The 19,213-nt window shown below is 39.2% G+C and carries 17 protein-coding genes; all 17 read left to right on the top strand.

Features of this window, described 5'->3' with window-relative positions; translation table 11 throughout:
• The 17 genes from rplL to rplV all read left to right on the top strand — a co-directional run bounded on the left by rplL (window position 1) and on the right by rplV (window position 19,211).
• A complete protein-coding gene (rplL, locus tag ACEPXG_RS18435; RefSeq protein ID WP_391118478.1) occupies window positions 1-363 on the top strand; it encodes a 50S ribosomal protein L7/L12 in 363 nt (120 codons plus the stop codon).
• Window positions 364-441: 78 nt separating this feature from the next.
• A complete protein-coding gene (locus ACEPXG_RS18430; protein ID WP_391118476.1) occupies window positions 442-1,044 on the top strand; it encodes a class I SAM-dependent methyltransferase in 603 nt (200 codons plus the stop codon).
• 220 nt (window positions 1,045-1,264) lie between these two features.
• Window positions 1,265-4,828, top strand: coding sequence for a DNA-directed RNA polymerase subunit beta (gene rpoB / locus ACEPXG_RS18425; protein ID WP_391205646.1), 3,564 nt, complete (start codon window positions 1,265-1,267; stop codon window positions 4,826-4,828).
• A 253-nt stretch (window positions 4,829-5,081) separates the two neighbouring features.
• A complete protein-coding gene (gene rpoC, locus ACEPXG_RS18420) occupies window positions 5,082-8,684 on the top strand; it encodes a DNA-directed RNA polymerase subunit beta' (protein ID WP_391205643.1) in 3,603 nt (1,200 codons plus the stop codon).
• A gap of 134 nt (window positions 8,685-8,818) precedes the next feature.
• Window positions 8,819-9,067: a ribosomal L7Ae/L30e/S12e/Gadd45 family protein gene (locus ACEPXG_RS18415; RefSeq protein WP_391205640.1), complete on the top strand. Its 249-nt coding sequence runs from the start codon at window positions 8,819-8,821 to the stop codon at window positions 9,065-9,067.
• 98 nt (window positions 9,068-9,165) lie between these two features.
• Entirely contained in the window at window positions 9,166-9,585 is a 420-nt protein-coding gene (gene rpsL, locus ACEPXG_RS18410) for a 30S ribosomal protein S12 (protein WP_151701740.1), read from the top strand.
• A gap of 48 nt (window positions 9,586-9,633) precedes the next feature.
• Window positions 9,634-10,104 (top strand): 30S ribosomal protein S7, encoded by a 471-nt coding sequence (rpsG, locus tag ACEPXG_RS18405; RefSeq protein WP_151701739.1) that lies wholly within the window; start codon window positions 9,634-9,636, stop codon window positions 10,102-10,104.
• A gap of 51 nt (window positions 10,105-10,155) precedes the next feature.
• Window positions 10,156-12,234 carry an elongation factor G gene (gene fusA, locus ACEPXG_RS18400; RefSeq protein ID WP_391205637.1) on the top strand — a complete coding sequence of 693 codons (2,079 nt, stop codon included), beginning with the start codon at window positions 10,156-10,158 and terminating at the stop codon, window positions 12,232-12,234.
• Window positions 12,235-12,351: 117 nt separating this feature from the next.
• Window positions 12,352-13,539, top strand: coding sequence for an elongation factor Tu (gene tuf / locus ACEPXG_RS18395; RefSeq protein WP_391205634.1), 1,188 nt, complete (start codon window positions 12,352-12,354; stop codon window positions 13,537-13,539).
• 522 nt (window positions 13,540-14,061) lie between these two features.
• On the top strand, window positions 14,062-15,381 hold the full coding sequence (locus ACEPXG_RS18390; RefSeq protein ID WP_391205631.1) for a Na+/H+ antiporter family protein: 1,320 nt from the start codon (window positions 14,062-14,064) through the stop codon (window positions 15,379-15,381).
• 338 nt (window positions 15,382-15,719) lie between these two features.
• Window positions 15,720-16,028, top strand: a complete 309-nt coding sequence (gene rpsJ / locus ACEPXG_RS18385; protein WP_042478628.1) for a 30S ribosomal protein S10 — start codon at window positions 15,720-15,722, stop codon at window positions 16,026-16,028.
• 44 nt (window positions 16,029-16,072) lie between these two features.
• Window positions 16,073-16,702, top strand: coding sequence for a 50S ribosomal protein L3 (gene rplC, locus ACEPXG_RS18380; RefSeq protein ID WP_391118453.1), 630 nt, complete (start codon window positions 16,073-16,075; stop codon window positions 16,700-16,702).
• A gap of 24 nt (window positions 16,703-16,726) precedes the next feature.
• Window positions 16,727-17,350, top strand: a complete 624-nt coding sequence (rplD, locus tag ACEPXG_RS18375) for a 50S ribosomal protein L4 (protein WP_391205628.1) — start codon at window positions 16,727-16,729, stop codon at window positions 17,348-17,350.
• A complete protein-coding gene (gene rplW / locus ACEPXG_RS18370; protein ID WP_391205625.1) occupies window positions 17,350-17,634 on the top strand; it encodes a 50S ribosomal protein L23 in 285 nt (94 codons plus the stop codon). The genes rplD and rplW overlap by 1 nt, the downstream gene beginning before the upstream one ends.
• 42 nt (window positions 17,635-17,676) lie before the next feature.
• Window positions 17,677-18,507: a 50S ribosomal protein L2 gene (gene rplB / locus ACEPXG_RS18365; protein ID WP_151701732.1), complete on the top strand. Its 831-nt coding sequence runs from the start codon at window positions 17,677-17,679 to the stop codon at window positions 18,505-18,507.
• Window positions 18,508-18,567: 60 nt separating this feature from the next.
• Window positions 18,568-18,846, top strand: a complete 279-nt coding sequence (gene rpsS, locus ACEPXG_RS18360; RefSeq protein ID WP_090567829.1) for a 30S ribosomal protein S19 — start codon at window positions 18,568-18,570, stop codon at window positions 18,844-18,846.
• Between the two features lie 20 nt (window positions 18,847-18,866).
• The gene (rplV, locus tag ACEPXG_RS18355; protein WP_151701731.1) at window positions 18,867-19,211 is read left to right on the top strand and encodes a 50S ribosomal protein L22; all 345 of its coding nucleotides are present in this window, start codon (window positions 18,867-18,869) and stop codon (window positions 19,209-19,211) included.
• The last annotated feature ends 2 nt before the right edge of the window (window positions 19,212-19,213 follow it).

Genomic DNA, 19,213 nt, shown 5'->3' with positions numbered 1-19,213 from the left:
ATGAACAAAGAAGCAATCTTAGAAGCTATCAAAGAAATGACAGTTCTTGAGTTAAACGACTTAGTAAAAGCAATTGAAGAAGAATTTGGTGTAACAGCTGCTGCTCCTGTAGCAATGGTTGCAGGTGGCGGTGCTGCTGCAGCTGAAGAGCAAACTGAATTTGACGTAATCCTTGCTTCTGCAGGAGATCAAAAAATTAAAGTAATTAAAGTTGTTCGTGAAATCACTGGTCTTGGCTTGAAAGAAGCTAAAGAAGTAGTTGATAACGCACCAAAAGCAGTTAAAGAAGGCGTATCTAAAGAAGACGCTGAAGCTATTAAAGCTCAACTTGAAGAAGTCGGCGCTAACGTAGAAGTTAAGTAATTTTTGTACAGTTCGAAGAAAAAAAGCTCGTCAGTTAACGACGGGCTTTTCTTCGTATGTATTATGGAGGGTTATTCGGTGTCTGATCACTATTACTCTAGAAAACCTCAAACGGAAAGTAAGCCACGTCACTGGAATTTTACATTGCTTGGGAATGCCTTTCGATTTGAAACAGATGCTGGTGTCTTTAGTAAGAGCGAAGTAGATTTTGGCTCCCGTGTATTAATCGATGCTTTTGAAACACCTGATCTAGAAGGAGATTTTTTAGATATAGGCTGTGGATACGGTCCGATTGGTCTGTCTATTGCGAAAGCAAATGAAGGAAGAACAGTTCATTTAGTAGATGTTAACACACGTGCAATCCAACTTGCAGAAAAAAATGCTGCTGCTAACGGGATACAAAATGTACGAATCTATGAAAGTGATGGGTTGTCAGCGGTTCAGACTGCAAACTTTGCGGCTATTATAACTAATCCACCAATTCGCGCTGGAAAAGAGACTATTTTTCGTTTTTACAAGGAATCTTATGAAATTTTGGTTTCAAAGGGAGAATTGTGGGTTGTGATTCAAAAGAAACAAGGGGCACCATCAACTTTTAGTTATTTAGAAGAGATTTTTGGTCAAGTGGAAATAGTAGAAAAAGCAAAAGGCTACTGGATTTTAAAAGCTACAAAAGATTGACTTGACAAAATCGCTATGATATTATAATGAAATGTAAAAATATTATTTTGAGGACGTATGCCTTTTTGAATAAATGTATTAAATACGGGTATACTGGCCGAAAGAAAAGTTTGGTTATTTAAAAATGAGCTCTTATTTAGAACTCGTTTTCTTTTTGTCTTTTCGATATCATACACTAATTTGTTGATATGGGAAAGACCTATTATCGCTTTATTGAGGGGTGAATGAGTTGACAGGTCAACTAGTTCAGTACGGACAACACCGCCAACGCAGAAGTTTTGCGCGTATTAGTGAGGTGCTTGAACTTCCGAATCTTATCGAAATTCAAACAGCATCTTACGAATGGTTCCTTGAAGAAGGTTTACGTGAAATGTTTAAAGATATTTCACCAATCGAGGACTTTACAGGCAATCTATCACTTGAATTTGTCGACTATAGTTTAAATGAACCGAAGTATTCAGTCGACGAATCAAAAGAACGTGACGCAACATACGCTGCTCCACTGCGCGTAAAAGTACGTCTCCACAACAAAGAAACGGACGAAGTGAAAGAACAAGATGTATTCATGGGTGATTTCCCACTGATGACAGAAACAGGTACTTTCGTAATCAATGGTGCTGAGCGCGTTATCGTATCTCAGTTAGTCCGTTCACCAAGTGTTTACTTTCATGACAAAACAGACAAAAATGGTAAAAAAGGTTTTGGATCTACAGTTATTCCAAACCGTGGAGCATGGTTAGAATATGAAATTGATGCAAAAGACGTCGTATACGTTCGAATCGATCGTACACGTAAATTACCGGTTACTGTTTTACTTCGCGCATTAGGCTTAGGATCAGATCAAGAAATCATTGATTTAATCGGTGATAATGAATATCTACGTAATACGCTTGAAAAAGATAACACGGAAACGTCTGAAAAAGCGTTACTTGAAATCTATGAGCGTCTACGCCCTGGAGAACCACCGACAGTTGAAAGTGCGAAGAGTTTGTTGTATTCTCGCTTTTTTGACCCAAAACGCTATGATTTAGCGAATGTTGGTCGTTACAAAATGAATAAAAAATTGCATATTAAAAATCGTTTGTTTAATCAAACGATAGCAGAAACGCTAGTGGATCCTGAAACAGGCGAGATATTAGTAGAAGCAGGTACTCTGATAGATCGTCGAGTACTTGATAAACTAATCCCTCATTTAGAGAGTGGAATAGGATTTAAAACATTATCTCAAGTAGGTGGTGTTTTAGAAGATGATATTACCATTCAATCCATTAAAATCTATGCACCAAATGAAGAAGAACAAAAGGAGATAAATGTAATTAGCAATGCGTATGTGGAAACAGAAGTGAAAAACATTACGCCTGCTGATATTGTTTCCTCTGTTGGATACTTCTTTAACCTTTTATACAATGTTGGAAACACGGATGACATTGATCATCTAGGAAATCGTCGTTTACGTTCGGTAGGAGAGTTATTACAAAATCAGTTCCGTATTGGTCTTTCTCGTATGGAACGAGTAGTTCGTGAAAGAATGTCTATTAACGATACACAATCAATTGTTCCACAACAATTGATCAATATTCGTCCGGTCATTGCATCTATTAAAGAATTTTTTGGTAGTTCACAATTATCTCAGTTCATGGACCAAACAAACCCTCTTGCAGAACTTACGCATAAACGTCGTCTATCAGCTCTTGGACCGGGTGGTTTAACGCGTGAACGTGCTGGATTCGAAGTGCGTGACGTTCATTACTCTCACTATGGTCGCATGTGTCCGATTGAAACTCCTGAGGGTCCGAATATTGGACTTATTAACTCGCTTTCAAGTTTTGCAAAAGTAAACAAATTTGGATTTATTGAAACTCCATACCGACGTGTTGATCCTGAAACAGGTCTCGTCACTTCGCGCATTGATTATCTAACTGCTGATGAAGAGGATAACTATGTGGTAGCACAAGCGAATTCTCCCTTATCAGAAGATGGTGCATTCGTTAAAGAAGAAGTAGTAGGTCGTTTCCGTGGGGATAATACTGTATTTAGAAGAGATCAGATTGATTACATGGATGTATCGCCGAAACAAGTAGTTTCTGCAGCGACAGCATGCATTCCTTTCTTAGAGAATGATGACTCGAACCGTGCCCTTATGGGAGCGAACATGCAACGCCAAGCAGTTCCTTTACTAAATCCAGAAGCTCCTTTTGTAGGAACAGGTATGGAACATGTGAATGCACGTGATTCAGGTGCTGCTGTTATTGCAAAATATCATGGTATCGTAGAACACGTAGAAGCGAAAGAAATTAGAGTTCGTCGCATCGAAGAAGTCGATGGAAAAGAAGTAAAAGGTGATTTAACATCTTATAAAGTACACAAATTTGAACGTTCAAATCATGGTACTTCTATTAACCAACGTCCAATTGTGAAAATTGGGGATCGAGTTAAACCGCTTGATATGCTTGCAGATGGTCCTTCTATGGAAAAAGGTGAACTAGCATTAGGTCGTAATGTATTAGTAGCCTTCATGACATGGGATGGATATAACTATGAGGATGCCGTTATTATGAGCGAGCGTCTCGTGAAAGATGATGTCTACACTTCTGTGCATATTGAAGAGTATGAATCAGAATCGCGTGATACGAAACTTGGGCCAGAGGAAATTACGAGAGATATTCCGAACGTCGGAGAAGATGCATTACGCAATTTAGACGATCGTGGAATTATCCGTATTGGTGCAGAAGTTCGTGATGGCGACATCCTAGTTGGGAAAGTAACACCAAAAGGGGTTACAGAACTAACTGCGGAAGAGCGTTTACTTCATGCTATTTTTGGTGAAAAAGCTCGTGAAGTTCGTGATACATCTCTACGTGTACCTCATGGTGCTGGTGGGATAATTTTAGATGTAAAAGTATTCAACCGTGAAGATGGCGATGAATTATCTCCAGGCGTTAACCAATTAGTCCGTGCATATATCGTTCAAAAACGTAAAATCTCTGTAGGGGATAAAATGGCCGGACGTCATGGTAACAAAGGGGTAATTTCAAGGATTCTTCCGGAAGAAGATATGCCTTTCCTTCCAGACGGAACACCGGTTGATATCATGTTAAATCCACTAGGTGTACCTTCTCGTATGAATATTGGGCAAGTACTAGAGCTTCACTTAGGTATGGCTGCTAGACTTCTAGGTGTTCATATGGCGTCACCAGTATTCGATGGTGCCAACGAGGAAGATGTTTGGAATACGATGGAAGAAGCAGGACTTAACCGTGATGGTAAAACGACTCTTTATGATGGTCGTTCAGGTGAACCATTTGATAACCGTGTTTCTGTTGGGGTTATGTATATGATTAAACTTGCCCACATGGTTGATGATAAGTTACATGCTCGTTCAACGGGTCCTTACTCACTAGTTACGCAACAGCCTCTTGGAGGGAAAGCGCAATTTGGTGGTCAGCGTTTCGGAGAAATGGAAGTATGGGCACTAGAAGCTTATGGTGCCGCTTATACACTGCAAGAAATTTTAACAGTTAAATCTGATGACGTTGTAGGGCGTGTAAAAACGTATGAAGCAATCGTTAAAGGTGAAAGCGTGCCAGAACCAGGTGTTCCTGAATCATTCAAAGTATTGATCAAAGAATTACAAAGTTTAGGTATGGACGTTAAAATGCTAACAATTGACGAAGAAGAAATTGAACTTCGCGATTTAGATGAAGATGACGATATTCCTGCAGCGGACGCACTCGGAATTTTGCCACAAGCAAAAGAAGAGGAACCAGTAGGAATAGTGGAATAAAGAATACAGCTAGACAACTATTTCATGGCGACTAACAAGTGTTTTCTGCGACGAGCTTCGCGCAGGAGCAAAGTGTTTTCTGCGACGAGCTTCGCGCAGGAGCAAAAGAAGAGGAACCAGTAGGGATAGTGGAATAAGAGGTAAAAAGAAATCGGACAGGTGATGCCTGTCCGTATTTCCGTATAAAATTGCATTATGCAGAGCTACTTGGAAAGTCTTTTAAAAGACACAAGACTAAAGGGAGGTAGGCTCCTTGATAGATGTAAATAATTTTGAGTATATGAAAATTGGTTTAGCTTCACCTGATAAAATTCGCTCTTGGTCTTACGGGGAAGTTAAAAAACCTGAAACAATCAACTACCGAACATTAAAACCTGAAAAAGATGGTTTGTTCTGTGAGCGTATTTTTGGTCCTACTAAAGACTGGGAATGTCACTGTGGTAAATACAAACGAGTTCGTTATAAAGGTGTAGTATGTGATCGATGTGGAGTAGAAGTAACACGTTCAAAAGTACGTCGTGAACGCATGGGACATATCGAATTAGCAGCACCGGTTTCACATATTTGGTATTTCAAAGGTATTCCAAGTCGTATGGGTCTAATTTTGGATATGTCTCCAAGATCCCTTGAAGAAGTAATTTATTTTGCTTCCTATGTGGTAATTGAACCTGCTGATACACCTCTTGAAAAGAAACAATTACTTTCTGAAAAAGAATATCGTGCATACCGTGATAAGTTTGGTACAAAATTCCAAGCTGCTATGGGTGCAGAAGCGATTAAACGTCTACTTCAAGAACTTGATTTAGAGAGTGAAACAGAAAGCTTAAAAGAAGAGTTGAAAACTGCACAAGGTCAACGCCGTACACGTGCTATTAAACGCTTAGAAGTAGTAGAATCTTTCCGTAATTCAGGAAATAAGCCGGATTGGATGGTTTTAGACGTTCTACCGGTAATTCCTCCAGAATTGCGTCCAATGGTTCAATTAGATGGTGGACGATTTGCTACGTCTGATTTAAACGATTTATATCGTCGTGTTATTAACCGTAATAACCGCTTAAAACGTTTACTTGACCTAGGTGCTCCAAGTATTATCGTACAAAATGAAAAACGTATGTTACAAGAAGCTGTAGATGCTTTGATTGATAATGGTCGTCGTGGTCGTCCGGTTACAGGACCAGGTAATCGTCCATTAAAATCACTCTCTCATATGTTGAAAGGGAAACAAGGTCGTTTCCGTCAAAACTTACTTGGTAAACGTGTAGACTATTCTGGTCGTTCGGTTATCGTAGTAGGACCTAACTTAAAAATGTATCAATGCGGTCTTCCAAAAGAAATGGCTATTGAATTATTTAAGCCATTTGTAATGAAAGAACTAGTTGAACGTGGCTTAGCTCACAACATTAAAAGTGCTAAACGAAAAATTGAACGTATGCATGCTGAAGTATGGGATGTATTAGAAGACGTCATTAGGGAGCATCCGGTTTTATTAAACCGAGCACCTACTCTTCACCGTTTAGGTATTCAGGCTTTCGAACCAACATTAGTAGAAGGTCGTGCAATTCGACTTCACCCTCTTGTGTGTACAGCTTACAACGCTGACTTTGATGGTGACCAAATGGCAGTTCACGTTCCTTTATCGGCAGAAGCTCAAGCGGAAGCCCGTTTATTAATGCTTGCAGCACAAAACATTTTGAACCCGAAAGATGGAAAACCAGTTGTTACACCTTCTCAAGATATGGTTTTAGGAAACTATTACTTAACACTTGAGCGAAAAGGGGCAACAGGAGAAGGTTCTACTTTCTATGGTCCAGAAGAAGTATTAATCGCATATAACACTGGTCATGTACATTTGCATACACGTATCGCAATTGATGCATCATCACTTAAAAACCAAACATTTACGGAAGAACAAAACAAAATGTTGTTAACAACAACTGTTGGTAAAGTAATTTTCAATGAAATATTACCAGAGACGTTCCCGTATATTAACGAACCAACGGACTTCAATTTGCAAATTGAAACTCCATCAAACTACTTTGTTTCTACAAATACAGATATAAAGAAACATATTGAGGCAATGGATCTTATACAACCATTCAAGAAAAAGATCCTTGGAAATATCATTGCAGAAGTATTTAAACGTTTCCATATTACAGAAACTTCGAAAATGCTGGACCGCATGAAAGCACTTGGATTTAAATATTCTACTAAAGCTGGTATTACAATCGGTATTTCTGATATCGTTGTACTTCCAGACAAAGGTGAAATTCTAGAAGAAGCGCAAGGTAAAGTAGATAAAGTAATTAAACAATTCCGTCGTGGTTTAATCACTGAAGAAGAGCGCTATGCAAGTGTCATAGGACATTGGAGTAAAGCAAAAGAGATTATTCAAGATAAACTGATGAAATCCCTTGATAATTCTAACCCAATCTTCATGATGAGTGATTCAGGTGCCCGTGGTAACGCATCTAACTTTACACAGCTTGCAGGTATGCGTGGTCTGATGGCCAATCCAGCCGGACGAATTATCGAACTTCCGATCAAATCATCGTTCCGTGAAGGTTTAACAGTTCTTGAATACTTCATCTCGACTCATGGTGCTCGTAAAGGACTTGCTGATACTGCACTTAAAACTGCCGATTCAGGTTACTTAACTCGTCGTCTTGTTGACGTTGCTCAAGATGTAATTGTTAGAGAAGACGACTGTGGAACTGACCGTGGTTTACTAATTGGTTCACTTATGGAAGGTACGGAAGTAATTGAAGAGTTTGGTGAACGTATTGTTGGTCGTCATACGAAGAAAACAATCTTCCATCCAACAACGAATGAGGTAATCCTAGCGAAAGACGGATTAATTACACAGGATGTCGCTCGCATTATTGAAGAAGCTGGTCTCAATGAGTTAACAATCCGTTCAGCGTTTACATGTAATACGAAGCACGGTGTTTGTAAAAAATGTTACGGTCTCAACTTAGCTACTGGAGACACTGTAGAAGTTGGAGAAGCAGTTGGTATTATTGCTGCTCAATCAATCGGAGAACCAGGTACACAGTTAACGATGCGTACATTCCATACAGGTGGGGTTGCCGGAGATGATATTACACAAGGACTTCCACGTATCCAAGAGATTTTTGAAGCTCGTAATCCAAAAGGTCAAGCTGTTATTTCAGAAATTACAGGTATTGTTACTGAAATTGATGAAATTAGAGAGGGCCAAAAAGAAATTACCATTCAAGGTAATGTAGAAACTCGTAAATATTTAGCGCCTTATAATGCGCGTATAAAAGTTCAAGTAAATGATACAATTCAACGTGGACAGGTATTAACGGAAGGTTCTACTGATCCAAAAGAATTATTGAAAGTGAAAGACGTTTCTACCGTTCAAGTGTACTTATTAAAAGAAGTACAAAAAGTTTATCGTATGCAAGGGGTAGAAATTGGTGATAAACACATCGAAGTAATGGTACGCCAAATGCTTCGTAAAATCCGTGTTATTGAAGCTGGCGAAACGGAATTACTTCCAGGCTCGCTGCTTGATATTCATCAATTTGCTGAGGCAAATAAGGATGCAGTTTTACAAGGTAAAATCCCTGCAACTTGTCGCCCAGTAATTCTTGGTATTACGAAAGCTTCTTTAGAAACAGAATCATTCTTGTCTGCAGCGTCATTCCAAGAAACGACTCGTGTCTTAACGGATGCAGCGATTAAAGGGAAACGTGATGAATTACTAGGATTAAAAGAAAACGTAATTATTGGTAAACTAGTTCCAGCTGGAACGGGTATGCAACGTTATCGTCAGATTCAGATTACTAGTAATAAAGCGGATAAAGGAAAAGAAACAATAAGCACTGAATAAAAATAAATATTAGGGAGAAACACCATGGAAGTTCTCCCTAATATTTTTAAGATTAGTGTTGACAGTCTTTTCTAAGAGTGATAATATGTTTAAGGTTGATAGTTATCTGACTTGTGACTTTGGAGGATATGAAAATGTCTTATGAAAAAGTGAAACAAGCCAAAAAAACAATCATAGGTACAAAGCAATCAGTAAAAGCGATGGAAAAAGGGCTTGTCAAAGAAGTTTATATTGCACTTGATGTAGAGGAAAGAATTATTGATCTAGCACGTTCAACGGCACAAGATAACAATGTTCTTATACACTACGTAAAGTCTAAAATAGATCTTGGTAAAGCTTGTGGATTGCGCTTAGGTGCATCAGTAGTAGCTCTTATTGAGTAACAGTTTTTGTGTAAAACACAAAGACTTTGTTTTTACCCAAAAAATGAACCACCTGGATGTGTGGTATTAAAAAGAATAAATGAAGGGAGGAATAATCGATGCCTACAATTAACCAATTGGTACGTAAGCCTCGTCAATCCAAAATTACGAACTCAAAGTCTCCAGCTTTAGGAAAAGGCTATAACAGCTTTAAAAAATCAGCTACAAATCTTAACTCGCCACAAAAGCGTGGGGTTTGTACTCGTGTTGGTACTATGACGCCGAAGAAACCAAACTCAGCACTTCGTAAATATGCGCGTGTACGTTTAACAAATACGTTAGAGGTTACTGCTTATATTCCTGGTGAAGGTCACAACCTACAAGAACATAGTGTTGTACTTATCCGCGGAGGAAAAGTGAAAGACTTACCAGGGGTACGCTACCATATCGTACGTGGTGCTCTTGATACAGCTGGTGTTACAGGTCGTATGCAAAGTCGTTCTTTATACGGTGCAAAACGCCCGAAAGTAAAAAAATAATTTTTAAATAAATAATAATTAGACAATTAGTCGAAAGGAGGAAAACACATGCCTCGTAAAGGTCCTGTTTCCAAACGTGACGTGTTACCAGATCCAATTTATAATTCGAAACTAGTAACTCGTTTAGTCAATAAAATGATGGTAGATGGTAAAAGAGGTACTTCTCAAAAAATCCTATACGGAGCGTTCGAACTAGTAAAAGAACGTTCTGGTAAAGATGCTTTAGAAGTATTTGAAGCTGCATTAACTAACGTAATGCCAGTTCTTGAAGTACGTGCTCGTCGTGTTGGTGGTGCAAACTACCAAGTGCCGGTAGAAGTACGTCCAGATCGTCGTTCAACTCTAGGTCTTCGTTACTTAGTGAACTATTCACGCCTTCGTGGAGAGAAAACGATGGAAGAACGTTTAGCTAACGAAATTCTTGATGCATCAAACAACACTGGTGCTTCAGTTAAGAAACGTGAAGATATGCACAAAATGGCGGAAGCTAACAAAGCGTTCGCACACTATCGTTGGTAGGATTTATTTAAAAATCATACTCTAATCCGAAATTGAAAGGAGAAATACAATATGGCTAGAGAGTTCTCCTTAGCAAAAACACGTAATATCGGGATCATGGCTCACATAGATGCTGGTAAAACGACTACTACGGAGCGTATTCTTTATTACACTGGGAAAATCCATAAAATTGGAGAAACTCATGAAGGTGCTTCACAAATGGACTGGATGGAGCAAGAGCAAGAACGTGGTATTACAATCACTTCTGCTGCGACAACAGCTGCTTGGGATGGTCACCGTGTAAATATCATCGATACACCTGGTCACGTAGACTTCACAGTTGAAGTTGAACGTTCACTTCGTGTACTTGATGGCGCGGTTACAGTACTAGATGCGCAATCTGGTGTTGAACCACAAACAGAAACAGTATGGCGTCAAGCTACAACTTATGGCGTACCACGTATTGTTTTCATTAACAAAATGGATAAAACGGGAGCGGATTTCTTGTATTCTGTAGGAACACTACATGACCGTTTACAAGCTAATGCTCATCCAATTCAGTTACCAATCGGTGCTGAAGAAGATTTCCGCGGAATTATCGACTTAGTAACAATGACTGCTACTATGTACGCTAATGACCTAGGAACTGACATGGAAGAAGTGGAAATTCCGGAAGAATTTAAAGCTCAAGCTAATGAATACCGTGAAAAGCTAGTTGAAGCGGTAGCTGAACTTGACGAAGATTTAATGGAAAAATATCTTGGTGGAGAAGAGATTACGAACGAAGAATTAGTTGATGGTATCCGTAAAGGTACTCTAAGCGTAGAATTCTATCCAGTAGTATGTGGTACTGCATTTAAAAACAAAGGTGTTCAAAAAGTTCTAGACGCAGTTGTTGCATACCTACCATCACCACTTGATATTCCAGCTATGCAAGGGATTGACCCAGACACTGATGGAGAGATTGAACGTCATTCAGATGACTCAGAACCATTCTCTGCATTAGCATTTAAAGTTATGACTGACCCTTACGTTGGTAAATTAACATTCTTCCGTGTTTATTCTGGTACACTTCAAGCGGGTTCATATGTGCAAAACTCTACAAAAGGTAAGCGTGAACGCGTAGGACGTATTCTACAAATGCATGCTAACTCTCGTGAAGAGATTTCACAAGTATACGCTGGAGATATCGCTGCAGCTGTAGGTTTAAAAGATACAACAACTGGAGACACACTGTGTGATGAAAAAGCTCTTGTAATTCTTGAGTCTATGACATTCCCAGAACCAGTTATTTCATTATCTGTTGAACCGAAAACTAAAGCGGACCAAGATAAAATGGGTCAAGCTTTACAAAAACTTTCAGAAGAAGATCCTACATTCCGCGTACATACGGACCAAGAAACTGGTCAAGTAATCATCGCTGGTATGGGTGAACTTCATTTGGATATTTTAGTTGACCGTATGCGCCGTGAATTTAAAGTAGAAGCTAACGTAGGTGCTCCACAGGTATCTTACCGTGAGACATTCCGTAGCTCTGCTAAAGTTGAAGGTAAATTCGTTCGCCAATCTGGTGGACGTGGTCAATTCGGACACGTTTGGATTGAATTCTCTCCAAACGAAGAAGGAAAAGGCTTTGAATTTGAAAATGCAGTTGTCGGTGGGGTAGTTCCACGTGAATACGTTCCAGCTGTTGAGGCAGGTCTTCGTGACTCACTTAACAATGGTGTACTTGCTGGATATCCACTAATCGATATTAAAGCTAAACTATATGACGGATCTTATCATGATGTTGACTCGAATGAGATGGCATTTAAGATTGCTGCATCAATGGCACTTAAAAATGCTGTATCTAAAGTAAATCCAGTAATTCTTGAGCCACTTATGAAAGTAGAAGTTGTTATTCCTGAAGAATATTTAGGAGACATCATGGGAGACATTACGTCTCGCCGTGGACGCGTTGAAGGTATGGAAGCGCGTGGTAACGCACAAGTAGTTCGTGCAATGGTGCCACTTGCTGAAATGTTCGGATATGCAACGTCTTTACGTTCTAATACGCAAGGACGCGGAGTATTCTCTATGGTGTTTGATCACTATGAAGATGTTCCAAAATCAATTTCTGAAGAAATTATTAAAAAAAATAAAGGTGAATAATTGAATTTTCACCAATATTAAAGTATAACTAATCTATAGCGTATAAAAGATAGAGGGACGTACGCCCTCTACCTTTTATCATAAAAAAACAAACAATCACTGAGGAGGCAATCTCAAATGGCAAAAGAAAAATTTGACCGTTCCAAAACACATGCTAACATTGGTACAATCGGACACGTTGACCATGGTAAAACTACATTAACAGCAGCTATCGCAACAGTTCTTGCAAAACGTTCTGGTGGTACTGCAATGAGCTATGCTCAAATCGATAACGCACCTGAAGAAAAAGAACGCGGTATCACTATCAATACATCTCACGTTGAGTATGAAACTGCTTCACGTCACTATGCACACGTTGACTGTCCAGGACATGCCGATTATGTTAAAAACATGATCACTGGTGCTGCTCAAATGGACGGCGGGATTTTAGTAGTATCTGCTGCTGATGGCCCAATGCCACAAACTCGTGAACATATCCTTCTTTCTCGTCAAGTTGGTGTACCATACTTAGTAGTATTCATGAACAAATGTGATATGGTAGATGACGAAGAATTACTTGAATTAGTAGAAATGGAAATCCGTGATCTACTTACTGAGTATAACTTCCCTGGTGATGATATTCCTGTTATCAAAGGTTCAGCTCTTAAAGCATTAGAAGGCGAAGAAAATTGGGAAGAAAAAATTGTTGAATTAATGGACGCTGTTGATTCTTATATCCCAACTCCAGAACGTCAAACTGACAAACCATTTATGATGCCAGTTGAGGATGTATTCTCAATCACTGGTCGTGGAACAGTTGCTACTGGTCGTGTTGAGCGTGGACAAGTTAAAATCGGTGATGTTGTAGACATCATTGGTATTGTTGAAGATCCAAAATCAACTACTGTAACAGGTGTTGAAATGTTCCGTAAGCTTCTTGACTATGCAGAAGCTGGCGACAACATTGGTGCTCTTCTTCGTGGGGTTGCTCGTGAAGATATCCAACGTGGACAAGTATTAGCTAAACCAGGTACAATTACTCCACACACAGACTTTAAAGCAGAAGTTTATGTTCTTTCAAAAGAAGAGGGTGGACGTCATACTCCATTCTTCACAAACTACCGTCCACAGTTCTACTTCCGTACAACTGATGTAACTGGAGTTTGTAACTTACCTGAAGGCGTAGAAATGGTTATGCCTGGTGATAACATTGAAATGATCGTTTCTTTGATTTCACCAATCGCTCTTGAAGAAGGTACTAAATTCTCTATCCGTGAGGGTGGACGTACTGTAGGCGCTGGTGTAGTTGCTACAATTACTAAATAATTAATAAATTACAAGTTAAAAATCCACCTCGTGACGATGAGGTGGATTTTTTTGTGTGAAAAAATAGTGCAAACTAACTGAAATGAACTGAAAAAGTGTCTTTCTAATAAAAATCCAATAAATAGTTTCTTCTGCGCAGGGTCGTCGCAAAAAAATCGTTGCTGGGCTGAATTCTTTAATTTTGAAGTGAAGAATCATCGAATACTTACTGTGACTGCTGATTAGTCTCGGGTGAGATCTAACTAGTCTCGCTTTCGTAATAATTGGTCTTGAGTCTTGTGTAATTGGTTTCGTTTCAGGGTTAACTGGTCTCGGGTTTAACATAACTAGTCTCGAAGTGCCATAAAGTGTAATAAAATACGGCTGGTTAAGCAGCTCTTCTTGATTTCTAAAAGCATTTTAGGATAACTGACTAAGGTCTCTTTGTTTAGTAGCAAGGGGATTTTTTGTATTGACAAAGAGATTAAAAACAATTAAACTTTCTCATGTTAGTAATCTAGTGTGCGAAAGTGAGCTGTTTTTATGAATGCCGTTATTGTGGCAGTTGTTATAATGTTAGTGTTGAGTCTACTACGTATAAACGTTGTATTCTCGTTGATCATAGGAGCTTTTGTGGGTGGTCTAACGGCCGGTTTATCGATTGCAGAGACGATTGATGCATTTACAGGTGGGTTGGGTGCAGGAGCTACAATTGCATTGAGTTATGGGCTATTAGGGGGCTTTGCAATTGCAATTTCTAAAACAGGTATTCCAGAGCTTTTAGTAGTAGCCATTTTGAAGCTAGTAAAAAGAGATGGTGATTCACAAAAAACAGGATTAGCGAAAGTATTAGTTTTTTTATTACTATTAATGATGGCTATTTTTTCGCAAAACCTAATCCCGATTCATATCGCATTCATTCCATTGTTAGTGCCACCAATACTAAAAATATTAAATATGCTACAAGTCGATCGTCGTTTGATAGCTTGTATTCTAGCGTTCGGCTTAATTACTCCATATATGTTTCTTCCTTTTGGTTTTGGAGCGATCTATCAACAAATTTTAGCGACGCAAATAGGATTGTCGGGACTTAAAGTTGGACTAGCAGATATTCCGAAGGCGATGGTTATTCCTGCGTTAGGGATGTTATTTGGACTAATAATGGCCTTTATATTATTTAGGAAACCAAGAAAATATAAACAAGCAGAAGAAGAAGAAGTAGAAGTTCTTAAAGTTGAAGTGAAAAAAAGTAGTGTGGTGTTTACTGTACTAGCGCTAATCGCTGCTTTATTTGTTCAAATAGAGACGGGAGCTATGATAGCCGGTGCACTTGCTGGTATTACAGTTCTGTATGTTACAGGCGCCTTAAAGTGGAGAGAAGCGGACCAACTATTAACAGAGGGAATGCGTATGATGGCTTTTGTAGGATTTGTTATGATTACCGCAAATGGTTTTGCAGCAGTTATTAACGCAACTGGAGATGTAGAGAGTCTAGTAAATGCTTCTGCTAGTTTATTAAAAGGTAATGTTAGCTTAGCTGTTTTAATTATGTTATTCGTTGGCTTATTTGTAACGTTGGGAATTGGATCTTCCTTTGCTACCATCCCAATCATTGCAACGATTTTCGTTCCACTTGGGTTGGAGTTAGGATTAAGCCCTTTAGCAATCATTGCTTTAATCGGAACAGCAGGTGCTCTTGGTGATGCTGGATCACCTGCCTCAGATACAACACTTGGTCCAACAGCGGGGTTAAATGTGGACGGGCAACATAATCATATTTGGGATACATGTGTACCGACCTTTGTTTGCTATAACATTCCATTAATACTGTTTGGGTGGATTGCAGTAGTATTTGTTTTATAGCTAAAGAAGAAGTCTTGTTATTTGATGCTTACTTCTGCAGCTATAAAAAAATGAGGTCAGAAGATCGTTTCATTTGAATTTCTGTTAGAATTTTTATATACTAAAACCCGGCTAATTAAAGCATTTTTAATAGTAAAGAGAAACGTAGTGACAACATTTAAAAAGAATTTCGCAAAAAGGCTTGCGAAATCTTTTTTTATTGTATATAATGTTGAATGTTGGTCTTTGACTGCGATGAAGCGAGAGGTTACCGACACACCCGGCCGCTTTGCCATGGCGAGTGTACGGAAAATTTTCGTGGAGAATGTCTAGAAAATAGGCGAAAAGGAGGGAAAGTAATGGCAAAACAAAAAATTCGTATTCGTTTGAAAGCGTATGATCATAGAATCCTTGATCAATCTGCTGAGAAAATTGTCGAAACTGCTAAACGTTCAGGTGCAAGTGTATCGGGTCCGATTCCACTTCCGACTGAAAGATCTGTTTATACGATTCTTCGTGCTGTTCATAAGTATAAAGATTCTCGTGAGCAATTCGAAATGCGTACGCATAAACGTCTTATCGATATCGTTAACCCAACACCACAAACTGTTGATGCGTTAATGAAGCTTGATTTACCATCTGGCGTTGATATTGAAATCAAACTTTAATGGTAAACATAAAAAACAACAAATTATTATAGGAGGTGTGACAGATGACCAAAGGAATCTTAGGTAGAAAAATCGGTATGACGCAAGTATTTGCTGAGAACGGTGACTTAATCCCTGTAACTGTAGTTGAAGCTTCTCCAAACGTAGTACTTCAAAAGAAAACAGTTGAAACAGACGGTTACGAAGCAATTCAGTTAGGTTTTGAAGATAAGCGTGAAAAGCTTTCTAACAAACCAGCTAAAGGGCATGTAGCTAAAGCAAGCACTGCTCCTAAGCGCTTCATCCGCGAATTCCGCGGTTTGGATACAGCTAATTACGAGGTTGGTCAAGAAGTCAACGTTGAAAGTTTCGCAGAAGGCGATGTAATCGATGTAACGGGTGTTACTAAAGGTAAAGGTTTCCAAGGTGTTATTAAACGTCATGGACAATCTCGTGGACCAATGGCCCATGGATCTCGCTATCACCGTCGTCCAGGTTCAATGGGGCCAGTTGCTCCGAACCGTGTATTTAAACAAAAGAAATTACCTGGTCAAATGGGTGGACATGTAGTTACTATCCAAAACTTACAAATCGTAAGAGTGGATGCTGAACGTAACTTGCTACTTATTAAAGGTAATGTTCCTGGTTCTCGTAAATCATTAGTAGTTGTGAAAGCTGCTATTAAATCGAAATAATCTCTGAGAAAGGAGGAAACAGGAATGGCAAAAGTATCTTTATTCAATCAAACAGGAGCTTCTGTTGGCGAAATCGAGTTAAACGACAAAGTTTTCGGTATCGAGCCAAACGAATCTGTTTTATTTGAAGCTATCATTGCTCAACGCGCATCACTTCGTCAAGGTAATCACAAAGTGAAAAACCGTTCTGAAGTAGCTGGTGGTGGCCGTAAGCCTTGGAAACAAAAAGGAACTGGTCGTGCTCGTCAAGGTTCAATTCGCTCTCCACAATGGCGTGGTGGTGGTATTGTATTTGGTCCGACTCCACGTAGTTACAGCTATAAATTACCTAAGAAAGTACGTCGTTTAGCTCTTCTTTCAGCTCTTTCATCTAAAGTTCATGAAGAAAGCATCGTAGTACTTGAAGGGTTAGCATTTGATGCACCAAAAACAAAAGAATTTGTGAAAGTGCTATCTGGACTTTCAATCAATAAAAAAGCATTATTCGTAACTGCTGATTTAGATGAAAACGTAGCACTAGCTGCTCGTAACATCCCTGGAATCACAGTTGTGTCTGCAACAGGCATTAACGTATTAGATTTAGTTGGTCACGACAAATTAGTGATGACTAAAGCTGCAGTAGAAAAAGTAGAGGAGGTGCTTGGTTAATGGAAGCACGTGATATTATTAAACGTCCGGTCATTACCGAGCGTTCTTCTGAAGTTATGGCAGATAAAAAGTACACATTTGATGTGGACACTCGCGCTAACAAAACACAAGTTAAATACGCTGTTGAAGAAATCTTTGGAGTTAATGTTGAGAAAGTGAACATCATGAACTACAAAGGTAAATACAAACGCGTAGGTAAGTTTGGTGGATATACAAACAAACGCCGCAAAGCGATTGTTACACTAACTACTGAAAGTAAAGAAATCGAATTATTCGAGATCTAATCCTTATTAGAAGGAATTAATACTCAAGAAGGAGGGAATAAAATGGCGATTAGAAAGTATAAACCAACGACAAACGGACGTCGTAATATGACTTCATTAGATTACGCTGAAATCACAACTGACAAGCCTGAGAAATCATTACTTGCTCCTGTGAAACGTAAAGGCGGCCGTAACAATCAAGGTAAAATTACTGTTCGTCATCATGGTGGTGGACACAAACGTCAATACCGTATCATTGATTTCAAACGAAATAAAGATGGTATACCAGGACGTGTTGCTACTATTGAATATGATCCAAACCGCACTGCGAATATCGCATTAATTAATTACGTGGATGGGGAAAAACGTTACATCCTAGCTCCTAAAGGCTTAGAAGTTGGTATGACAATCTTGTCAGGTCCAGAAGCTGATATTAAAGTAGGAAACGCACTTCCATTACAAAACATCCCAATGGGTACTACTATCCATAATATCGAAATGAAACCTGGTAAAGGCGGTCAGTTAGTTCGTTCTGCTGGAACATCTGCTCAATTACTTGGTAAAGAAGGTAAATACGTAATCGTACGTTTACAATCTGGTGAAGTTCGCTTAATCCTTTCTGTATGCCGTGCTACTATCGGTGAAGTTGGAAACGAACAACATGAACTTGTGAACATTGGTAAAGCTGGTCGTAATCGTTGGTTAGGTAAACGCCCAACTGTACGTGGATCTGTAATGAACCCTAACGATCACCCACACGGTGGTGGTGAAGGACGTACGCCAATCGGTCGTAAGTCACCTATGTCACCATGGGGTAAACCAACTCTTGGTTACAAAACTCGTAGCAAGAAAAACAAATCCGACAAACTTATCATTCGTCGTCGTAAAAAATAAAGTGGTTTTACTACGGTTCAAAGAACGAACCGTGGTGCAATCACGGAGGGAGGTTCCAGCATGGGTCGTAGCTTGAAAAAAGGACCTTTTGCAGACGATCATTTATTGAAAAAGGTCGATGCTCAAAAGGACTCTGAGAAAAAACAAGTGATTAAGACTTGGTCTCGCCGTTCTACTATTTTCCCTACTTTTATCGGATTAACTATCGCGGTATATGACGGACGCAAACATGTTCCTGTATACGTGACTGAAGATATGGTAGGTCATAAACTAGGCGAGTTTGCACCAACACGCGCTTATAAAAGTCATGGTGCAGATGATAAGAAAACAAGACGCTAATTTGAGAGGAGGTCATTCAAATGTCACAAGCAAAAGCTATTGCTAAAACAGTGCGCATTGCTCCTCGTAAAGTAAGATTAGTCGTAGATTTAATCAGAGGTAAGCAAATCGGTGAAGCAATTGCAATTTTACAACTAACTCCAAAAGCAGCATCGCCTGTTGTTGAGAAAGTACTAAAATCTGCTGTTGCAAACGCTGAGCACAATTATGATTTAGATATTAACAATCTTGTTGTTTCTGAAGTCTTTGTTGACGAAGGTCCAACATTAAAACGATTCCGTCCACGTGCAATGGGGCGTGCAAGTGCTATAAACAAACGTACTAGCCACATTACAGTAGTGGTATCTGAGAAGAAGGAGGGATAATC

It is taken from the genome of Psychrobacillus sp. L4 (assembly GCF_042944905.1).
Lineage (GTDB): Bacteria > Bacillota > Bacilli > Bacillales_A > Planococcaceae > Psychrobacillus.
This window is presented reverse-complemented; position numbering and strand designations above follow the sequence as displayed.

Coding starts and splice junctions, on each gene's coding strand:
- rplL (WP_391118478.1), top strand. CDS start 1: ATGAACAAAGAAGCAATCTTAGAAGCTATCAAAGAAATGACAGTTCTT.
- ACEPXG_RS18415 (WP_391205640.1), top strand. CDS start 8,819: ATGTCTTATGAAAAAGTGAAACAAGCCAAAAAAACAATCATAGGTACA.
- rpsL (WP_151701740.1), top strand. CDS start 9,166: ATGCCTACAATTAACCAATTGGTACGTAAGCCTCGTCAATCCAAAATT.
- rpsG (WP_151701739.1), top strand. CDS start 9,634: ATGCCTCGTAAAGGTCCTGTTTCCAAACGTGACGTGTTACCAGATCCA.
- fusA (WP_391205637.1), top strand. CDS start 10,156: ATGGCTAGAGAGTTCTCCTTAGCAAAAACACGTAATATCGGGATCATG.
- tuf (WP_391205634.1), top strand. CDS start 12,352: ATGGCAAAAGAAAAATTTGACCGTTCCAAAACACATGCTAACATTGGT.
- ACEPXG_RS18390 (WP_391205631.1), top strand. CDS start 14,062: ATGAATGCCGTTATTGTGGCAGTTGTTATAATGTTAGTGTTGAGTCTA.
- rpsJ (WP_042478628.1), top strand. CDS start 15,720: ATGGCAAAACAAAAAATTCGTATTCGTTTGAAAGCGTATGATCATAGA.
- rplC (WP_391118453.1), top strand. CDS start 16,073: ATGACCAAAGGAATCTTAGGTAGAAAAATCGGTATGACGCAAGTATTT.
- rplD (WP_391205628.1), top strand. CDS start 16,727: ATGGCAAAAGTATCTTTATTCAATCAAACAGGAGCTTCTGTTGGCGAA.
- rplW (WP_391205625.1), top strand. CDS start 17,350: ATGGAAGCACGTGATATTATTAAACGTCCGGTCATTACCGAGCGTTCT.
- rplB (WP_151701732.1), top strand. CDS start 17,677: ATGGCGATTAGAAAGTATAAACCAACGACAAACGGACGTCGTAATATG.
- rpsS (WP_090567829.1), top strand. CDS start 18,568: ATGGGTCGTAGCTTGAAAAAAGGACCTTTTGCAGACGATCATTTATTG.
- rplV (WP_151701731.1), top strand. CDS start 18,867: ATGTCACAAGCAAAAGCTATTGCTAAAACAGTGCGCATTGCTCCTCGT.